The sequence below is a fragment of the Streptomyces sp. AK08-02 genome, from assembly GCF_033795085.1.
Lineage (GTDB): Bacteria > Actinomycetota > Actinomycetes > Streptomycetales > Streptomycetaceae > Streptomyces > Streptomyces echiniscabiei.
On the sequence record NZ_JARAZV010000025.1, the window covers coordinates 98,794 to 118,236 of the forward strand.

At 71.9% G+C, this 19,443-nt stretch carries 17 protein-coding genes; 11 read left to right on the top strand and 6 right to left on the bottom strand.

Annotated elements, in window-relative coordinates; all coding sequences use genetic code 11:
• Nucleotides 1–19 precede the first annotated feature (19 nt).
• From PV734_RS40190 to PV734_RS40210, 5 genes are all read left to right on the top strand, one after another.
• On the top strand, nt 20–940 hold the full coding sequence (locus tag PV734_RS40190; RefSeq protein ID WP_319294369.1) for a carbon monoxide dehydrogenase subunit G: 921 nt from the start codon (nt 20–22) through the stop codon (nt 938–940).
• Between the two features lie 45 nt (nt 941–985).
• Nucleotides 986–1,786, top strand: a complete 801-nt coding sequence (locus tag PV734_RS40195) for an aldose 1-epimerase (protein WP_319092855.1) — start codon at nt 986–988, stop codon at nt 1,784–1,786.
• 23 nt (nt 1,787–1,809) lie between these two features.
• On the top strand, nt 1,810–2,370 hold the full coding sequence (pyrE, locus tag PV734_RS40200; protein WP_006376066.1) for an orotate phosphoribosyltransferase: 561 nt from the start codon (nt 1,810–1,812) through the stop codon (nt 2,368–2,370).
• 290 nt (nt 2,371–2,660) lie between these two features.
• Entirely contained in the window at nt 2,661–3,692 is a 1,032-nt protein-coding gene (gene fbaA, locus PV734_RS40205; RefSeq protein WP_164410054.1) for a class II fructose-bisphosphate aldolase, read from the top strand.
• 79 nt (nt 3,693–3,771) lie between these two features.
• A complete protein-coding gene (locus PV734_RS40210; protein ID WP_319294371.1) occupies nt 3,772–5,292 on the top strand; it encodes an MFS transporter in 1,521 nt (506 codons plus the stop codon).
• Nucleotides 5,293–5,376: 84 nt separating this feature from the next.
• Here the strand turns inward: PV734_RS40210 and PV734_RS40215 are convergent, their stop codons facing one another.
• The 5 genes from PV734_RS40215 to PV734_RS40235 are packed head-to-tail and all read right to left on the bottom strand — an operon-like array spanning nt 5,377 to nt 11,218.
• Nucleotides 5,377–5,796 (bottom strand): DUF3151 domain-containing protein, encoded by a 420-nt coding sequence (locus PV734_RS40215; protein WP_319092853.1) that lies wholly within the window; start codon nt 5,794–5,796, stop codon nt 5,377–5,379.
• Between the two features lie 53 nt (nt 5,797–5,849).
• Entirely contained in the window at nt 5,850–8,108 is a 2,259-nt protein-coding gene (locus PV734_RS40220) for a bifunctional serine/threonine-protein kinase/ABC transporter substrate-binding protein (protein WP_319294374.1), read from the bottom strand.
• A complete protein-coding gene (locus PV734_RS40225) occupies nt 8,108–10,366 on the bottom strand; it encodes a bifunctional serine/threonine-protein kinase/ABC transporter substrate-binding protein (protein ID WP_319092850.1) in 2,259 nt (752 codons plus the stop codon). Before PV734_RS40225 ends, PV734_RS40220 begins: the two co-directional genes overlap by 1 nt.
• Nucleotides 10,366–10,977, bottom strand: a complete 612-nt coding sequence (locus PV734_RS40230) for a hypothetical protein (protein WP_319092849.1) — start codon at nt 10,975–10,977, stop codon at nt 10,366–10,368. The genes PV734_RS40225 and PV734_RS40230 overlap by 1 nt, the downstream gene beginning before the upstream one ends.
• Nucleotides 10,978–11,017: 40 nt before the next feature.
• Nucleotides 11,018–11,218 (bottom strand): hypothetical protein, encoded by a 201-nt coding sequence (locus tag PV734_RS40235; RefSeq protein WP_319092848.1) that lies wholly within the window; start codon nt 11,216–11,218, stop codon nt 11,018–11,020.
• A 266-nt stretch (nt 11,219–11,484) separates the two neighbouring features.
• On the opposite strand from PV734_RS40235, the gene PV734_RS40240 reads away from it, so the two are divergent.
• The 5 genes from PV734_RS40240 to PV734_RS40260 all read left to right on the top strand — a co-directional run bounded on the left by PV734_RS40240 (nt 11,485) and on the right by PV734_RS40260 (nt 16,857).
• Nucleotides 11,485–12,330, top strand: coding sequence for a tryptophan 2,3-dioxygenase family protein (locus PV734_RS40240; protein ID WP_319294376.1), 846 nt, complete (start codon nt 11,485–11,487; stop codon nt 12,328–12,330).
• Nucleotides 12,323–13,540, top strand: a complete 1,218-nt coding sequence (gene kynU / locus PV734_RS40245; protein ID WP_319294378.1) for a kynureninase — start codon at nt 12,323–12,325, stop codon at nt 13,538–13,540. Before PV734_RS40240 ends, kynU begins: the two co-directional genes overlap by 8 nt.
• A gap of 269 nt (nt 13,541–13,809) precedes the next feature.
• On the top strand, nt 13,810–14,682 hold the full coding sequence (locus PV734_RS40250) for an alpha/beta hydrolase (protein WP_319294380.1): 873 nt from the start codon (nt 13,810–13,812) through the stop codon (nt 14,680–14,682).
• A gap of 100 nt (nt 14,683–14,782) precedes the next feature.
• The gene (locus PV734_RS40255; protein WP_319294382.1) at nt 14,783–16,186 is read left to right on the top strand and encodes a sensor histidine kinase; all 1,404 of its coding nucleotides are present in this window, start codon (nt 14,783–14,785) and stop codon (nt 16,184–16,186) included.
• Nucleotides 16,183–16,857, top strand: a complete 675-nt coding sequence (locus PV734_RS40260) for a response regulator transcription factor (RefSeq protein WP_319092842.1) — start codon at nt 16,183–16,185, stop codon at nt 16,855–16,857. Before PV734_RS40255 ends, PV734_RS40260 begins: the two co-directional genes overlap by 4 nt.
• Nucleotides 16,858–16,899: 42 nt before the next feature.
• Here PV734_RS40260 and PV734_RS40265 read toward each other — a convergent pair whose 3' ends face one another.
• The gene (locus PV734_RS40265; protein ID WP_319092841.1) at nt 16,900–18,045 is read right to left on the bottom strand and encodes a lipid II:glycine glycyltransferase FemX; all 1,146 of its coding nucleotides are present in this window, start codon (nt 18,043–18,045) and stop codon (nt 16,900–16,902) included.
• A 176-nt stretch (nt 18,046–18,221) separates the two neighbouring features.
• Here PV734_RS40265 and PV734_RS40270 point away from each other — a divergent pair, with 176 nt between their 5' ends.
• Entirely contained in the window at nt 18,222–19,439 is a 1,218-nt protein-coding gene (locus PV734_RS40270; protein ID WP_319294384.1) for a cytochrome P450, read from the top strand.
• The last annotated feature ends 4 nt before the right edge of the window (nt 19,440–19,443 follow it).

The window sequence follows — 19,443 nt, forward strand, 5'->3', positions numbered from 1 at the left end:
CTGGGTACTCTCGGGTTTCATGGACCATGAGGTGTTCGTTCCGGTTGCTGTCGGGCGGCTGAGGGACGTACTCGCCGACCCCGCGCGCGTCGCCAGAGCGGTCCCCGGACTCCAGCGCGACGCGGGCACCGAGCCTGCCGCCGCCGGGGTCGCCGGGCGGCTGAAGGTACGTATCGCCGGCCACGCGATCACCTATCGCGGGTCCTTGCGGGTCGCTGTCGCGGACGGCCAGGAAGGCCAGGACGGACGAAGCGCCCAGGGCGGCCCGGACGACGACGAGGAGTACGCGTACGTCGTCGAGGGTGACGCCGTCGAGGTGCGCGGGGGCGGGTCGGTGAAGCTGGCCCTGACGTTGCGGGTGCGGAAGGCCGAGGACTCGGGCGAGAGTGGCTCGGCGTTGGTGTTCGGGGGCACGGTGACGGCGGACGGGCGCCTGACCGAGCTGCCCGCGGACGCGGTCGCCGCGGCGGGCGTGCGGTTGCTGCGGCGGTTCGGCGAGGGGCTGGGGGAGGCTGCCGAGGAGGCCGGTGAGGCTCCGCAGTCCCGGGGGGTTTCGGCGGTGGTGGAGATCCAGGTTCCCGAGGCCGATGTCTCCGATGACGTCGACCTCGACCTCGACGAGCATGAGGGCGAGGACGTGGTCGAGGACGTGGTCGAGGGGGATGACGTCGTGGGCGCCGATGAGGGCGAGGGCGCGCACGTCTCCAGACGGTTCATGGACGCCGATGAGCCGCCCGCCGAGGCCGCGCACGCGCGTCGGACGATGATCGGGCGCAGCGCGGAGGAAGTGGATCACGCGCCGCCCCGGGGCCGGTACGCCCCTGTGCCGCCTCCCGAGCAGGTGGTCGGAAACCTGACGCTGCGGTGGGCCGCGCCGGCCGCCGCGTTGGTGGTGGCGTCGGCGATCGTGGTGGGGCGGGTGCTCCGGAAGCGGCGCTGAGGTGGGCCGTAAGTGGTTGTCGGGGCGGCCCGGTAGGGTCGTCGCGTGAGTAACGATGACATCACGCTGGCCGCGGGTGACGCGGAGGTGACCGTGCAGCCGGGGAACGGCGGCCGGGTCGGAGGACTGCGCGTCGGCGGAGTCGAACTGCTGCGGCAGGGCGCGAAGTTCGGGTGCTTCCCGATGGTCCCCTGGTGCGGACGCACCCGCGACGGACGGTTCCTCGACGGCGGTACGGTACGCCAACTCCCCCTCAACTCCCCGCCGCACGCCATCCACGGCACCGTCCGTGACAGTGCCTGGAGTGTCGCCCACACCACCGCCGACGAGGCCGTCATCACGTACGACCTCGTGGAGCCGTGGCCCTACCCCGGGCGCGTCACCCAGGTCGTCGCGCTGACCCCGGACTCGCTGACCCTCACCATGTCCGTGGAGACGTACGGCGATTCCTTCCCGGCACAGATCGGCTGGCACCCCTGGTTCAACCGGAACCTCGGCGGCGCGGACGCACCGGCCCAGGTGCAGGTCGCCTTCACTCCCGCCTGGCAGGAGGAGCGAGGCGACGACCACCTGCCCACCGGGAACCGGGTCGACCCGAAGCCCGGACCCTGGGACGACTGCTTCGGCATGCCCGGCGGCGTCGACGTCACCCTCACCTGGCCGCAGCGGCTCGAACTGAGGGTGACCAGTCCCGAGGAATGGGTCGTCGTGTACGACGAGCAGGACGCCGCCGTGTGCGTGGAACCGCAGACCGGACCGCCCAACGGGCTCAACACCCTGCCGCGTCTCGTCACCCCCATCGAGCCGCTCGAAGCCACGACGACCTGGACCTGGCGAGCCCTCTGACCGTCCCGTCTAGGCTGGCGGGCATGAGTGACGTAGACGTACGCGGCGCGCTGCTGCGGCAGATCAAGGACAAGGCCGTCGTGCACGGCAAGGTGACCCTGTCGTCGGGGATCGAGGCCGACTACTACATCGACCTCCGCCTCGTCACCCTCGACGGCCAGGCCGCGCCGCTGGTCGGGCAGGTGCTGCTCGATCTGGCCGCGGAGGCGGGGCTGGAGTTCGACGCCGTGGGCGGGCTGACGATGGGCGCCGACCCGGTCGGCACGGCCATGATGCACGCCGCCGCGGCTCGCGGGCAGCGCCTCGACGCGTTCGTCGTGCGCAAGGCGGCGAAGGCGCACGGGATGCAGAAGCGCGTCGAGGGGCCGAGCATCGAGGGGCGGCGTGTGCTGGTCGTCGAGGACACGTCCACCACCGGTGACTCGCCGCTCACCGCCGTGGCGGCCGTGCGTGAGGCGGGCGCCGAGGTCGTGGGCGTCGCGACCATCGTCGACCGGGCGACGGGCGCCGCCGAGAAGATCGAGCAGGGCGCCGGGGTGCCGTATCTCTTCGCGTACTCGAAGAGCGACCTGGGCCTGGACTGAGTACCCGACCGGGTACCGGGCGTCCCTCGGGCGTCCACCTGACGAACACCGGACTCGGTACCGGGTGAATCGTCTGGAAAGATGGGGCCGACGATGACGTCGCTTCCCAGGTCTCGCAACCGGGTCAGGGCCTGTCCAGCGGATCAGGTCAGAGGAGAACGGCGGCGCCTTATCAGCCGCGTCTCCGAGCTGATCCGCTGGACAGGCCCTGGGTCAGGGCCGCAGGTACGCAGTACGCCAGATCTCCAGATCTTCGGATCGCCAACCCGCACATCACGAGGAGCGGACACATGCCCATCGCAACCCCTGAGGTCTACAGCGAGATGCTCGACCGGGCAAAGGCAGGCAAGTTCGCCTACCCGGCCATCAACGTGACCTCGACCCAGACCCTGCACGCTGCGCTGCGCGGCTTCGCGGAGGCGGAGAGCGACGGCATCATCCAGATCTCGACGGGTGGTGCGGAGTTCCTCGGCGGTCAGTACAGCAAGGAGATGGTCACCGGTTCCGTCGCGCTGGCCGAGTTCGCGCACATCGTCGCCGAGAAGTACCCGGTCACGGTCGCCCTGCACACGGACCACTGCCCGAAGGACAAGCTCGACGGGTACGTACGTCCGCTGATCGCCGTATCCGAGGAGCGGGTCAAGGCCGGGCGCAACCCGCTGTTCCAGTCCCACATGTGGGACGGGTCGGCGGAGACCCTCGCCGACAACCTCTCCATCGCCCAGGAGCTGCTGGCCCGCGCCGCCGCCGCGAAGATCATCCTTGAGGTCGAGATCACGCCGACCGGTGGCGAGGAGGACGGTGTCTCGCACGAGATCAACGACTCCCTCTACACGACGGTCGACGACGCCCTGCGTACCGTCGAGGCCCTCGGGCTCGGTGAGAAGGGCCGCTACCTGCTGGCCGCGTCCTTCGGCAACGTCCACGGCGTGTACAAGCCGGGCAACGTCGTCCTGCGCCCCGACCTCCTCAAGGAGCTGAACGAGGGCGTCGCCGCCAAGTACGGCAAGCCGGCCGGCTCCCAGCCGTTCGACTTCGTCTTCCACGGCGGCTCCGGCTCCTCGGCGGAGGAGATCGCCACCGCGCTGGAGAACGGCGTCGTGAAGATGAACCTCGACACGGACACGCAGTACGCCTTCACGCGTCCCGTCGCCGACCACATGTTCCGCAACTACGACGGCGTCCTGAAGGTCGACGGCGAGGTCGGCTCCAAGTCGACCTACGACCCGCGTACGTGGGGCAAGCTGGCCGAGGCGAGCATGGCGGCGCGTGTCGTCGTGGCCACGCAGGACCTGCGGTCGGCCGGTACGAAGATCAAGTAGCCCGGCTCTCTCCCGAGAGCTGGGTTTTCCGCGAGCCCGGCGGCTGTCTCCAGCGCCGGGCTCGCTGTATACCTGGGTCATGTCGGACGTACGCCTCGCCTCGCCCCAGGGCAGGTGGATCCTCCTCACCACCGTCCTCGGCTCCAGCATGGCCCTGCTGGACTCGACCGTCGTGAACGTCGCGCTGCCACGCATCGGCCGCGACCTCGACGCCGATCTGGCCGCCCTCCAGTGGACGGTCAACGCGTACATGCTGACGCTGGCCGGGCTGATCCTGCTCGGCGGTTCGCTCGGGGACCGGTACGGCCGCCGCAGGGTCTTCGTGGTCGGCGTGGTGTGGTTCGCCGTCGCCTCGCTGCTCTGCGGCCTCGCCCCGAACGCCGGTGTCCTCGTCGCCGCCCGCGCCCTGCAGGGCATCGGCGGCGCGCTCCTCACCCCCGGCTCCCTGGCCATCATCCAGGCCTCCTTCCACGCCGACGACCGGGGGCGGGCGGTCGGGCTGTGGTCCGGCTTCGGGGGCATCGGCGCGGCCGTGGGGCCCTTCCTGGGCGGCTGGCTGGTGGACGGTCCGGGCTGGCGGTGGGTGTTCCTGCTGAACGTGCCGGTGGCGCTGTTCTGCGTCCCCATCGCCGTACGTCATGTTCCCGAGTCCGGCGACGGCCGTGCCGTTCACGGGCGCTTCGACGTCCTCGGCGCGGTCCTGGGGGCCCTGGCGCTCGCTCTGGTGACGTACGCGCTGATCGAGGCCAGGTCCGGTTCCGTGGTCGTGGTCCTCGCGGCGGTGGTGGGGGTCGCGGTGGGGGTGGCCTTCGTGTACGTCGAGCGGCGGCGCGCCCAGGACGCGATGACGCCGCTGGACATCTTCGCCTCGCGCCAGTTCACGGCCGTCAACCTGGTCACCCTGTGCGTCTACGCGGGCCTGGGCGGCTTCTTCTTCCTCTCCGCGCTCCAGTTGCAGGTGGTGGCCGGTTACTCGGCTTTGGGCGCCGGTACGGCCCTGCTGCCGACGACCGCCCTGATGCTGCTGCTGTCGGCGCGCTCGGGGCAGCTGGCGGAGCGGATCGGCCCACGCGTTCCGCTGACGGTCGGGCCGCTGCTGTGCGCGGCGGGGATGCTGCTGATGCTGCGGGTGGGGCCGGGGGCGTCGTACGTCGCCGATGTGCTGCCCGCCGTGCTGGTGCTCGGGCTGGGCCTGGTGACACTGGTCGCGCCGCTCACGTCGAGCGTGCTGGCGTCGGTGGGGACGGAGCGGGCGGGGCTGGCGAGCGGCGTCAACAACGCGGCGGCGCGGGCGGCGGGCCTGGTGGCGGTGGCGGCGTTGCCGCTGGTCACGGGGATGGGCGCGGAGGCGTACCGGTCGGGGGCGTTGTTCGACGCGGCGTTCGGGCGGGCGATGGTCGTGTGTGCGGGGGTTTTGGCGGTGGGGTCGGGGCTGGCGTTCGCGACGGTGCGGAGGCCGGGGGCGGGGTGTGCGAGTCCGGAGTGCCGGACGCACAGCTGCGTTACGGCTCCGCCGTTGGAGGGGGTGGGGGCGGGGGTGGGGGAGGGGTCGGGTGACCGGCCGCTGGGGGCTGTGCCCCCAGACCCCCCTTCGGCCTGAAGGGCCTTGTCCTCAAACGCCGGACGGGCTGGAAATGCCGGCCGGTGCCGTCAAACGCGGACGGGCTACGGGTGCCGGCGGTGGCTACCGCTTCAGCTCGGTGTACGCCTCCTCGCTGCTGTCCTTGAGGAACTGCCAGCAGCGTGCCGCCTCTTCGGTTTCGTTGATGGCGTCGGCCGCGCGGGCGAGGGCGGCCAGGCAGCGCAGGAAGCCGCGGTTGGCCTCGTGGCTGAAGGGGATGGGGCCGTGGCCCTTCCAGCCCGAGCGGCGCAGGGCGTCGAGGCCCCGGTGGTATCCGGTGCGGGCGTACGCGTAGGACTCCACTGTCCGGCCGGCTTCGAAGGCGTCCTCGGCGAGCAGGGCCCAGGCGAGCGAGAAGGTGGGGTGGGCGGCCGCGACCTCGGCGGGTGAGGCGGACTTCTCCTCCAGCATCCGGTACGCCTCGGTGTTCTCCGGAAGGTGGGTGGGGGGCGGTCCGCCGAGCAGGTTCTCGTGAAGGTTCATGCCAGCAGTCTGTCAGTTGACTCTGATGACTCTGAACGCTGTTCGCTGTCCGCTCAGGAAACCGCCGCCTCCTGGTACTGCCCCAGGTACCGGAACGCGCCGTCGGTCACCCGGAACTCGAACATCGCGTCGTGGTTGTAGCCGTAGCCCTTCTCGAACCTGACGGTCCGGCTGATCCCGGAGTACGTGATCTCGGGCATCCGGCGCGCGATGGCACCCCGTTCCGTCACCGCCGCGCCGTCCTTGACGCAGGCCGCCGCCAGGAACATCACGGCGTCGTAGGCCTCCGCCGCGTACCAGCCGGGGTCGGTGCCGTAGCGGGCGCGGTAGGCCGTGGTGAAGGCACGGGCGGACGGTCGGGCCGTCGGGTCGGTGAAGGAGGTGACGAACACCCAGCCGTCGGCGGCGGCTTTCGCGGATTCGAGGAACCGCGGGTCGAAGGCCCGTTCCGTCGCCAGCCGGGTTCCCTTGAACCGGGCGGTGCTCAGTGCCGACGCGAGTCCGGCGGCGCGTGCCGCGTCGCCGGTGAACACGACCGCGTCGGCGCGTGCGGACATCACCTGGGCGGCGAGCGACGCGTAGTCGATCTTCCCGGCGGCGACGGTGGTCACCGTGGAGTCCCGGTTGGCCTGGCGCAGTGCCCGCCCGGCCTGGTCGCACAGGGTCCAGGCGAAGTCGCCCTGCGCCCGGTCGTCCACGAGGAGCACCTGACGTGCGTCGACGTGGTTGCTGAGGTAGCGGACGCAGGGAGCGGCGAGGAGCCCGTCGGTGGGGCGCAGCGCCGCGTGCGAGTGGAAGGTGTTCGTGCCGATCGTCGAGTTCTGGGTGTCGGCGCCCACCGAGACGGACACGACGGGCATCACCGCCTTGGTGTAGGTCACCTCGCTCGCGAGGAAACAGGCGTCGGTGGTGGGTCCCAGTACGGCGCGTACCGCAGTGTCCTTGACCAACCGGCCGGCCAGCTCGCCGGCCCGTTTGGGGTCGCCGCCGTCGTCGTGCGTCGGCAGTCTCAGCCGGAAGGGGTGGTCGGCCTTGGCGTTGATCTGTGCCACGGCCAGCCGGGCTCCGTTGAGCTGGGCGTTCCCGCGCTCGCGCCGGGGCCCGGTCAGATCGCCGTGGAACGCCACGACCAGTTCGGTACGTGGGCTCTCCTTAGACGGCGGGGCCGCCCCGGCCACCGGACGGGTGTTCCACCACCAGGCCCCGCCGCCGCCCGCCGCCAGGACTCCCGCCGTCGAGCCGAGGAGCAGGAAGCTCCGGCGGCCGACGCCTCGGGCCGGGGGCCGGGTCGCGGTGACGGCCGTCAGGGTCGCTGCCTCCGGCGACACCGTGCTCGCCGATGCCGATGCCGATGCCGATGCCGATGCCGATGCCGACGAAGACGCGGGTGCGGACACCTGGGTCGGTTCGATCTCGCCGATGGTGAGTACGGCGGCCGACCGGTCGTTGATCAGTCGGGTGACCGGCGCGGACAGCCAGCCCGAGCGCTGGGCGGATTCGGGTTCCGTTCCTTCCGTGAGCGCCTCACGTAGTTCGGCGAGGGACGGCCGGGCGGGCGGATCCTTGTGCAGGCACGCCCTCACCAGGGGCGTCAGGTCGTCCGGGATCGCCGTCGGATCCGGTTCGTCGTACACGGTGCGCAGCAGCATGCCGGCGGCCCCTCCGCCGCCGAACGGCCGCACGCCGGTCGCGGCGTACGCCAGCACACACCCCAGCGAGAACACGTCGCTGGGCGGGCCGATCTCGCCGCCCCGCGCCTGCGCCTGCTCGGGCGACAGGAAGCCGGGCGAGCCGACGATCACGCCGCTGGAGGTGAGCGCGGTGGCTTCCGGCGCACGGGCGATGCCGAAGTCGATGAGCCGTGGCCCGTCCGGTGCCAGCAGGACGTTGCCCGGCTTCACGTCGCGGTGCACGAGACCGGCCCCGTGCACCGACTCCAGTGCCTCGGCGAGCCGCTGACCCAGCACCCGCACGGAAGCCGGCGACAGCGGCCCGAAGGCGTCCACGGCCTCGGCGAGCGAGGGTCCCGGCACGTACGAGGTCGCCAGCCACGGAGTCTCCGCGTCGGCGTCCGCGTCCAGCAACGGGACCACCCACCGGCTGTCCACCTGCCGGGCGGCCTCGATCTCACGGCGGAACCGGGCCCGGAAGCCCGCCTCCTCGGCGTACGAGGACCGGACCACCTTCACCGCGGCGATCGCTCCGCCCGGCGCCCGGGCCAGGAAGACGACCCCCATGCCGCCGGCGCCCAGTCGCCGCAGCAGACGGTAGCGGCCCAGCCGGGACGGGTCGCCGGTCCGCAGCGGCTCCATCAGACGGTGAGCGGCGCGGGACCGCCGTACACGAAGTCGCCCTGCTCGACCCGCCAGAGGAAGCCGCCGGTGCCGTCGATGACCATCATGCCGGTGGCCTGGAAGGCGAACGCCTTCGTGATGCCCTCGTACTTCCCCGCCCGCACGGCCTCGAGCAGCTTCGTCCGGGTACGGTCCTTCGCCGGCAGCCCGGCCAGGGCCTTCAGCAGCATCCCGGTCACGTCGTACGCCTCCGCCGCGTACCGGGGCGGCGCCTCCTTCCAGCGCTCGCGGTAGGCCGCGGCGAACTTCTGCGCCTCGGGCTTCTGGGTCGCGTCGATGACCGGAGCCACCAACGCCCAGCCCTCGGCCGCTTCCTGAGCCTCCGTCAGGAACCGTCCGTCGAGCAGCGCGGGGCCGGACACGCGTGCGCCGTTGAAGGCACGCTTGCGCAAGGTCTCGGCGATCAACGCCCCCCGGTCGGGCAGACCGGCGAAGAACACGGAGTCGGCGCCGGCGGAGAGCATCGAGTCCACCGTGCTGCCGAAGTCGCGGTGCATCGCGCTGACCACTTCCGGAACCGACGGCTGCTGCACGCTGTTGAGCGTGTTGCTGAGGGAACTGACCAGTTCCGAACCGTAGTTGCCGGCCGGGCGGTCGAGGACGATGCCGACCTTGCGTGAACGGGCCGTCCCGCGAAGGTAGTTGCTGACGTAGAGGGGAAGCACCGAGTCGGGCAGCCGTCCGAGCAGGAAGGAGCGGAACCCCTGGATGAGGAGGCTCATCCCGCCGGGGGACACGGCGACGACCGGCAGCAGCCCGGTGTCGTACTTCGCGAGCGCCGCCTGCGCCGTGGCGTCGGTGGTCGGGCCGACCACGGCGAGGATCGCCTGATCGTCGGTGAGTTCCGTGGCGAGCCGGGCCGAGGCCGTCGGATCGCCCGCGTCGTCGACAACCCTGACCTTCACGGTGAACGGGGAGTCGGCGCGCGCGTTGAACTCCGCGACGGCCAGCCGCAGTCCGCGTTCCTGGGCCTTGCCGGTCTCCCGCTGGGGTCCGGTGAGGTCACCGTGCAGCGCGAGGGTGTGCACCGGGCGCCGGGGCGACGCGGCGACGGCGGGGCTGTCGTCTCCCGAGTCGTTGTCCCGGGCGACCGCCCACCAGGCCGCGCCCCCGACCGCACCCAGCGCCGCGACGCCACCGGCGAGCAGGAGGAAGCGGCGTCGGCCGGCGGGGTGGGCGTCCTGTGGCTCCGGTGACTCGGACGTCTCGCTCGTGTCGCTCGTGTCGGGCTCCGCGGGCCCGGAGCCCGGCGGTGCGTCGGACGGCGCCAGCGTGTGCTCGATGTCCGGCAGCGCGAGCGCGGCGGCGGATCGCTCCGCGATCAGCCGGGTGACCGGCTCGGGCAGCCACTCGGATGCCGCCGCCGTCCCTGCCGTCCCTGCCGTCTCCACGTCCTGGGCGTCGCTGTCGGCGGCCAGCTCCCGCACCAGTTCCCGGGCGTCCGGTCGCCGGGCCGGATCCTTCTCCAGGCAGCGGCCCAGCACCTCCAGCAGCCCCGCCGGGACCCCGTCGAGGTCCGCCGGGTCGTGCACGGCCCGGTACAACAGGGCGTCGACCGCTCCGCTGCCGAACGGTGCCCGGCCGGTCGCCGCGAAGGCCAGGACACACCCGAGGGAGAACACGTCGCTCGCCGGCCCGATACCGCCGTCCGCACCGAGCCCCTGGGCCTGCTCGGGCGACAGATAGCCGGGCGTGCCGACCACCACCCCGGTCGCCGTGAGCGTCGTGTCCTCCGGCGCCCGGGCGATGCCGAAGTCGATGAGCCGTGGCCCGTCGTGGGCAATCAGCACATTGCCCGGCTTCAGGTCCCGGTGGACCAGCCCGGCCCGGTGCACCTCGCTCAGCGCCTCGGCCAGGCGGGCGCCGAGCACCCGCAGCCCGTGCTCCGCCAGGGGCCCGTACGCGGTCACCGCCTCGCCCAGGGACGGGCCGGGTACGTACGCGGTCGCCAGCCAGGGTGCCTCCGCGTCCGCGTCGGCGTCCACCAGCGGCACCGCCCAGGGGTTGTTGATCTGCCGGGCGACCTCGACCTCGCGGCGGAACCGGTCCTTGAAGCCCGGCTCCTCGGCGTACTCGGCGAGCAGCACCTTCAGCGCCACCAGGGCGCCACGCGGCGTGCGTGCCAGGTACACCACGCCCATGCCCCCGGCGCCGAGGCGCCCGAGCAGGCGATGGTCGGCGATACGCGCGGGATCGGACGAACGAAGCGGCTCCATCAGCTCTTCCCTCCGAGCTCGGACTTCACGCGGTCGAGCATCGTGTTGAGGGCCTGCGACACGTACTGGGACAACTCGTCGACCGAGTAACCCCTGGCGCCTTTCACCGACGTGGTCACGACCACCGTGCCGAGCCGGGCGACCTGCCAGCGATACGTCTGCTCGCTGTTCCCGGTGAGGTAGGAACCCATTTCCACGACCTCGTCGTCGGCGTAGGTGTTACCACCCTGGCCGTACGGACTGCCGACCGACATGAGCCCGGAGATTCGTTCATCGGTACGGACCTGCTGCTCCCGGCAGCGCAACGGCTCCTCCAGTGTGGTGGACAACTGGTCGTCGGCGTCGAGCACCGTGGTGTGCACAGTGACCGACGCGGTCACCTTGACCTCGCCCCTGGCTCCGCTGCCGGGAATCTCGCTGTAGAGGGACCGCGAGGCCAGGACTCCCTTGGGGAGGGCCCGGCGTTGCCATCGGCACTGTTCGTCGAGGACGGCGACGGTGCCGGGAGTACTCGCCGCCGGCTGCTGAGCCCGGAAGTCCCCGCCCCACTCCGCCGGTCGCAGCGCGACAGCCGCCGCCAGCTTCTCGGCCTCCTGCCGCGTCCGGGGCACCCGGGCGGCGTCCACCGGGAACGGCGCCGGGGACGACGCGTCACCACCAGCGGACGGCGTGCCCGGTGTGGCCGGTGTGGACGACGGAGCTGAAGGAGCCGAGGGAGAGCCGGACGCCGTCGGTGTCGCGGACCGGTCGGACGCCGACGGGCTGGGTCCGGCCGCTCTCTCGTCCCCGGAACCGCAGCCACTGAGCATCGCGGCCGCCGCAACGACCGACACCGCGGTCCCCAGCCGCCAAGTCGCTCTGCGTCTACCTGATTTGTCGTCCATCCACGCCCCTCCGCCCCGGCCCCCACCTCGCGTTCGGTGATCGTACAAAAGTATGTAAGGGGTGTGTGGGTGGTTCGGTGAACAGGGGAGTACGGCTGTCCGCAAGGCCCGTCCGTGGACATGCGGGCCTTGCGGATCCGGGGCACGATTGTGTTCAATGCCCCGGGGACCGGGGCCCCCGTGTCGGAATTCGGCAGGGGCGGACCGCTACCCTGAGTAATACAGGAGACAGCGATGTCCCTCCAGGCCCAGCCCCCCGAGGCTCCGGAGCCCGAGACCCCGCATCTCGACTTCGCCGGTACGACCCCCTACGAGGACTACGTACAGGCCGACGTCCTCACCCACCTCCAGCACACCCTCTCCGACGACCCCGGAGAGATGGTCTTCCTGGTGACCACCCAGGTCATGGAGCTGTGGTTCACGGTCATCGTGCACGAGTGGGAGACCGCCGCGAAGGCCCTTCGCGGGGACGACGTGCCCACCGCCGTCGCCGCGCTCAAGCGTTCCGTGCGTGAGCTGGACGCCCTCAACGCCTCGTGGCGTCCCCTCGCCCAGCTCACCCCGGCCCAGTTCAACTCGTATCGCGCCGCCCTCGGTGAGGGCTCCGGGTTCCAGTCCGCGATGTACCGGCGGATGGAGTTCCTGCTCGGCGAGAAGTCCGCGTCGATGCTCGTGCCCCATCGGGCCGCACCGCGCGTGTACGCCGAGCTGGAGAAGGCGCTGCACGAACCGAGCCTGTACGACGAGGTGTTGAGGCTGCTCGCCCGACGCGGGTACGCCGTCCCTGACGCCGTCCTGTCGCGGGACGTGTCCCAGCGGTACGAGCCCTCCGCCGAGGTCGAGGCCGCCTGGACCGCCCTGTACTCCGGCGATCCCGAGGCCGAACTCGCGCGCCTCGGCGAGGCGTTGACGGACGTCGCCGAGCTGGTGTGGCGCTGGCGCAACGACCATCTCGTCGCCACCCGGCGGGCGATGGGCGCCAAGGCCGGTACCGGCGGCTCCGCCGGAGTGGCCTGGCTGGAGAAGCGGGCGCAGAAGAACGTGTTCCCCGAGCTGTGGACGGCGAGGTCCCATGTCTGAGCTGCCTCTCCCCAAGCTGCTGCCCTCGAAGCCCGAGGTCGCCCAGGCACTGGACTCACGCGACGAACTCGCCAAGGTGCGGGAGCGGTTCGTGCTGGACTTCGGTGTCACCTATCTGGACGGGAACTCGCTCGGCGCGCTGCCCGCGTCCGTCCCCGGCCGGCTCGACGACGTCGTGCGCCGGGAGTGGGGCGAGCTGCGCATCCGGTCCTGGGACGAGAGCGGATGGTGGACCGCGCCCGAGCGGATCGGTGACCGTATCGCTCCGCTGGTGGGTGCGGCGGCCGGGCAGGTCGTCGTCGGCGACTCGACAAGTGTCAACGTCTTCAAGGCACTTGTGGGGGCTGTCAGGCTGGCGGGGGGTGGGCGTGACGAGATTCTCGTCGACGCCAACACCTTTCCCACCGACGGATACATCGCCGAGTCCGCCGCCCGGATGACCGGCTGCACCCTGCGTGCGCTCGAACCGGGCTCCGTACCGCGGGAGTTGAGCGAGCGTACCGCCGCTGTCCTGCTCAACCACGTCGACTACCGCACCGGCCGGCTGCACGACCTGCCCGCCCTCACGGCCGCGATCCACAAGTCCGGCGCCCTGGCCGTCTGGGACCTGTGCCACAGCGCGGGCGCCCTGCCGGTCGGGCTGGACGAGCACGGGGTGGACCTCGCCGTGGGGTGCACGTACAAGTACCTGAACGGCGGGCCCGGTTCGCCCGCCTACCTGTATGTGAACCAGGCGCACCAGGAGCGGTTCGACTCGCCCCTGCCCGGCTGGACCTCACATGCCGACCCCTTCGGCATGCGGCCCGAGTACGCCCCAGCCCCGGGTGCGACACGTGGGCGCGTCGGGACGCCGGACATCCTCTCGATGCTCGCCCTGGAGGCGGCGCTGGAGGTGTGGGAAGGGGTCGACATCGACGCCGTACGCGCCAAGTCCCTCGCCCTGACCGACTTCTTCCTGGAGTGCGTCGACGAGTACGTCCCGGAGGGGCGCGTCGAGTCGGTGACGCCGGAGGCGCATGCCGAGCGCGGGAGTCAGATCGCGCTGCGGTGCTCGGACGCCGGGGAGGTGTTGGCGCGGCTCATCGAGCGGGGCGTCGTCGGCGACTTCCGGCGGCCGGACGTACTGCGGTTCGGGTTCACACCGCTGTACGTCGGGTTCGCGGACGTGGAGCGGGCGGCCCGGGTGCTGGGCGAGGTCGTGGCCGGCTGACGGACCCGGCCGCGGCAGGCGTGATCCACCCCCGCTGATTTCTCGAGCCCGCCGACCGCCCACCACGACCGGGCCGGGCCGCGCCACTCGCGGCCCGGTCGTGTTGTGCCAGGTCGGCCGGGCCGGGGACGAGTACGGCAGAACCGTTCGGCCCTCACTGAGCGCGACATCCGCGTGTCGGCGGGCCCCACCGGGCCTGATAGCGTCCCGACAACGGCCGTGTTTCTTCCCGGTCCGCCAAATCCGTTTCGTCGCTGAGGGGTTGGAGCATGCCGGACGATGCCGTGGCCGCGCGCGCGGCGGAAGAGGAGCGGTCCGCCTTCTCGCACCCGCCCGTCGAGCACGACGCCACCGCCGCGTACGGCGACCACCCCGACCAGGTGATCGACTTCTACGCCCCGCAGGGCCCCCGGTCGCTGCCGGACGCCAAGAGCTCGCCGTTGGTCGTCGTCGTGCACGGGGGTGCCTGGCGGGCGCCGTACGACCGCCGACACATCACGCCCTTCGCCGGGTTCCTGGCCCGGCGAGGGTTCGCCGTGGCCAACGTGGAGTACCGGCGGGGCACGGACGACCCGGCCGTGGCCGGGCGCTGGCCCGACACCTTCGACGACGTCGCGGCGGCGCTGGACGCCCTGCCCGCACTCGCGGCGGCCCACCTCCCGCAGGCCGACCCGCGCCGCATGGTCGTCACCGGACACTCGGCGGGCGGGCACCTGGCCCTGTGGGCCTCCGCCCGGCACCTCCTCCCCACCGACGCGCCCTGGTTCCTGGCCCGTCCCGCCCCGCTGCGCGGAATTGTCGCCCTCGCCCCGATCGCGGACTTCGGCGTCGCCGAGAAGCTGGACGTGTGCTCCGGTGCCGTACGTCAACTCCTGTGCGGGGAAGGGGAGTTCGCCGAGCGTCAGCCCTACGCCGACCCGGCGCTGCTGCTGCCCACCGGTATCGCGACCACCCTCGTACAGGGGCGCGCCGACACGGTCGTACCGGAGATCGTCGCCGAGTCGTACGCGGACGCGGCGGCGAAGGCCGGGGAGGTGGTCGGGGTGACGCTGCTGGCGGACGTCGGTCACTTCCCGCTGATCGACCCGGTGGCGGACGCGTGCGCGGTGGTTGCGGAGGAGATCGCTCAGCTCGCGTGGTGAGGTCGTCCTCGGGGCAGCCGTCGTAGTACCTGAGACGGACGGCGAAGAACCCTTCTCACTGCTGACGACCGTGACCCGCCCGCCTTCTACCGTTCCGTATGTGACTGAGACGACCTCCACGCAGACGAAACCCGAGCCGAGGACGGCGGGCGACGGGCTCTTGTCGCGCAGCCCCGAGCTCCGGCTGGCCATGGACGCCCTGGCAGGGCTGCGCGCGGACCTGCTGGACGACCCCCTCGCCTACCGCCCGCTGCCCCCGAGAATCAAGCCCGGCGGGATCGCCCGGGTGCTGCCCTGGCGGCTGCGCCCGTACGCGGTCTGGTCGCGGCACGCCCTGGTGGGCGCGGCCGGGATGCTGGCCGTGCTCGTCTCCGTCGAAGGCGACCACGGGGACATGCTGCTCGCGCTGGCGATGACCTTCTTCTCGCTGGGGCCGATCCTGCTGACGCTGGTCCGGCCGGTCGGGGCCTTCTGGTTCTCCCTGGCCTCGATCCCGCTCGTCGCCACGATCGGCCAGGACGCGGACCGTTACTACGGGAGCGGCGACTGGCCCTTGCTGCCCGCGAGTTTCGTCGCCCACCTGGTGGTGCTGACGGTCGTGGCCGCCCGGACCCGGCCGCGTACGGCCGCCTGGATGTGGACGCTGACGGCGGTGTACTGCATGGCCGCCGAGGGCCTCTTCGGAGGCCGTTACTTCCACAGCAACGCCCTGCCCTTCCTCTTCCTCTCCGCGCTGGCACTCCTCGTGGTGACCGTGCTGCTGGTGCGCCGGGCCGCCGAGCAGGAGGTGACCGCCCAGCAGACGGTGACCGCGCACGAGCGTTCCAAGCGCACCCTGCTGGAGGAGCGCACGACCATCGCGCGTGAGCTGCACGACGTCGTCGCGCACCACATGTCGGTCGTCGCCATCCAGGCGGAGGCGGCGCAGTACCGGGTGGAGAACCCGCCCGAGGAGCTGACGAAGGCCTTCGCGACGATCCGCGAGAACGCGGTGGCCGCCCTCACCGAACTGCGCCGGGTCCTGGGCGTCGTACGCGCGGAGGACTACGAGGCTCCCGACGCCCCGCAGCCCACCCTGGCCGACCTCGACAGGCTGCTCGCCAACGTGCGCGAGGCGGGTCTGGGCGTGGAGAAGGTGGCGACGGGCGCGGTACGCGAACTCCCGCAGGGCGTCGAGCTGTCGGCGTACCGGATCGTGCAGGAGGCGCTGAGCAACACGCTCCGGCACGCGCCGGGGGCGAGTGCACGGGTCGAAATCAGCTATGTGCTGGGCGGGTTGGGCCTGCGGATCGTCAACGGCCCTGCGGCGGAGGTGTCGTTCGTGAAGCAGACGCCGACGGAGGGCGCGGGGCACGGCCTCACGGGGATGCGCGAGCGGGTCTCCATGCTCGGCGGCGAGATGACGACGGCCCCGGCGGCCGACGGGGGTTACGAGGTCACGGTCTTCCTCCCGGTCGCGAGCGTCCCGAGCGTCGCGGACGAGAGCGGAGCGGGAGAGGCATGAGCGTCCCTGTGATCCGCGTACTGATCGCGGACGACCAGATGATGGTCCGCGAGGGCTTCTCCGTGCTGATGAACGCGATGCCGGACATCGAGGTCGTCGGCGAGGCGGTGAACGGCCGCGAGGCGGTGGACCAGGTGCGTGAACTCGCCCCGGACGTCGTCCTGATGGACATCCGGATGCCCGAACTCAACGGTATCGAGGCGACCCGGGAGATCGTCGCGGCGGACGACACGGCGAAGGTACTGGTGCTGACGACGTTCGACCTCGACGAGTACGTGTACCAGGCGCTGCGGGCGGGCGCGTCGGGCTTCCTGCTGAAGGACGCGTCGGCACACCAACTCGCGGAGGGGGTGCGGGTGGTGGCGGCCGGCGAGGCTCTCCTCGCCCCCTCCGTCACCCGGCGTCTGATCACGGAGTTCTCGAAACTCTCCGAGGCGCCGCGTGTCATGGCGGGCGCGCATGCGGCGTACGGCGAGCTGACGGACCGGGAGACCGAGGTGCTCGTGCTGATCGCGCAGGGCCTGTCGAACGTGGAGATCGCCGGGCGGCTGGTGGTCGCCGAGTCGACGATCAAGACGCACGTCAGCCGCATCCTGGTGAAGCTCGGCCTGCGGGACCGTACGCAGGCGGCGGTGTTCGCTTACGAGGCACGGCTGGTGACCCCGGGGTAGGGCAGGAACAAGCAGGAACAAGGCGGGGCGGGACGGGGCGGGTCATCTGCGTCCGAGGTACACGCGCAGCGCCCGCTGCAGCATGCGGCCCTGGGTGCCCACCGGTAGTTCCCACTCCCCGAGGTACTCCACGGCCCGGCCGCCGGCGCCCGTCTTGAAGCGGAGCCGGCCGAGGAGACGGTCCTCGGTGAGGACGGGCGTGATGGAACGCAGGTCGTAGGTCTCGGCGCCCGCCGCCCGGGCGTCGCACAGCATGCGCCACAACAGGGCGCTGCTGGGCCGCAGTTCGCGCCCGTAGCGGCCGGACGCGGCGTACGAGTGCCAGACGCGGGAGCCGACGTTGATCATGAGGGCGCCGGAGAGCACCTCGCCCTCGTACTCGGCGAGATAGAGGCGGAGCCGGTCGTGGTCCTCCTCGTTCAGGGCCCGCCACATGCGTCGGAAGTAGTCCGCCGGGCGGGCCTTGAAGCCGTCGTGGGCGGCGGTCGCCGTGTAGAGGCGGTGGAAGTCGGGCAGGTCGGCGTCCGAGCCCCACAGGACCTGGACGCCCGCCCGCTCGGAAGTGACCAACGACTGTTCCCAGTGCGGGGCGAGGGCTTCACGAAGGTCGTCCACCGTGCGCCCCGCCAGCGGGATGTGGCAGCCGTAGCGGGGCTGGCCGAGGCCGAAACCGCTGCCGTCGTCCTCCGCGCACGGCCGCCAGCCGAGCCTCCGCAGCCGCTCCCCCGCGTCGAGGGCGCGCCCGTCGATGTCCGCCGGGGGAAGATCGTGCAGATGCCGTACGCCGGGGTCGGCCAGGCCGGCTGTCACGGTGGCCGAGTCCCAGTGACGTACGACCAGGGGTGGCCCTATCCGTACCGAGAACGCCCCGATCCGCTCCAGGTGGGCGACGAGCGGGTCAAGCCAGCGTTCCAGACGCGGGGTCCGCCAGTCGATCGCGGGCCCGTCGGGAAGGTACGCGAGATAGCGCCGCGTCCCGGGCAGCGGCCGGTACAGGACGAGCGCCGCCGCGACCATCGCCCCGCCCACGGGCATCGCCTCGTCCTCGAACCAGCCGACGCTCTCCGGCAGCCAGTCGGGCTTCACGCCGCCCCACTCGGGGATCTGCAGATGGCTCGCGTCGGGAGACAGCCGCAGGTGGGCCAGATGCTCCTCCCGCGTGATCTCCCGCACGTACAGGCTGGTCATGGGTGGGCACTCCTGTTCGGGGGCGGCCACCCTAAGCCGGGGATCACCGGGCGGGTCAAGAGCCCACGGGAGAAGGTTCGCCGACGGGGAGCCGAACTCCGTCCTCGGGCGGCCCGTGTCGCCGTACGGTGGGACGTCCCTGGTCAGATGGGGGTGGCTCGGGCTAGCGTCCGTGCATGGCAGCTGCTTCTGACCTCGCTTTCGACCCGTGGGACCCGACGTTCGTCGCGGACCCGTACCCGGCGTACGCCGAACTGCGGGCCCGGGGCCGGGTCGTGTTCTACGAACCCACGAACCAGTGGCTGGTCCCGCACCACGCGGACGTCTCGGCGCTGCTGCGCGACCGCCGCCTGGGCCGCACATACCAACACCGCTTCACCCACGAGGACTTCGGCCGCACGGCACCCCCGCCGGAACACGAGCCGTTCCACACCCTCAACGACCACGGCATGCTGGACCTGGAGCCGCCGGACCACACGCGTATCCGCCGCCTGGTGTCGAAGGCGTTCACCCCGCGCACGGTGGAGGGCCTCAAGCCGTACGTGGAGCAGCTGGCGGGCGACCTGGTGTCGGCGCTCGTGAAGGCGGGCGGCGGCGACCTGCTGACGGACGTGGCGGAGCCGCTGCCGGTCGCGGTGATCGCGGAGATGCTGGGCATCCCGGAGGCCGACCGTGCCCCGCTGCGCCCCTGGTCGGCGGACATCTGCGGCATGTACGAGCTGAGCCCGTCCGAGGAGACGGCGGCGAAGGCGGTACGGGCGTCGGAGGAGTTCACGGAGTATCTGCGGGACCTGATCGCGGCCCGCCGCGAGAAGCCCGGCGAGGACCTGATCTCGGGCCTGATCGCCGCGTACGACGAGGGCGACCGCCTGACGGAACAGGAAATGATCTCGACGTGCGTGCTCCTGCTCAACGCGGGCCACGAGGCGACGGTCAACGCGACGGTGAACGGCTGGTGGGCGCTGTTCCGTAACCCGGCCCAGCTGGCGGCCCTGCGCGCGGACCCCTCCCTGATCCCCTCCGCCGTGGAGGAGCTGATGCGCTACGACACCCCGCTCCAGCTCTTCGAACGCTGGGTGCTGGACGACATCGAGATCGACGGCACGGTGATCCCGAGGGGGAGTGAGGTGGCGCTCCTCTTCGGCGCGGCCAACCACGACCCGGCGGTCTTCACCGACCCCGGCACACTGGACCTGGCGCGTCCCGAGAACCCGCACATCTCCTTCTCGGCGGGCATCCACTACTGCATCGGGGCTCCGCTGGCCCGGATCGAGCTGGCGGCGTCGATGGGGGCGCTGCTGGAGGGGGCGCCGGGGCTGGGGTTGGCGGCGGAGCCGGTGCGGAAGCCGAACTTCGTGATCAGGGGGCTGGAGGGGCTGCCCGTCGAGCTCTGAGCCG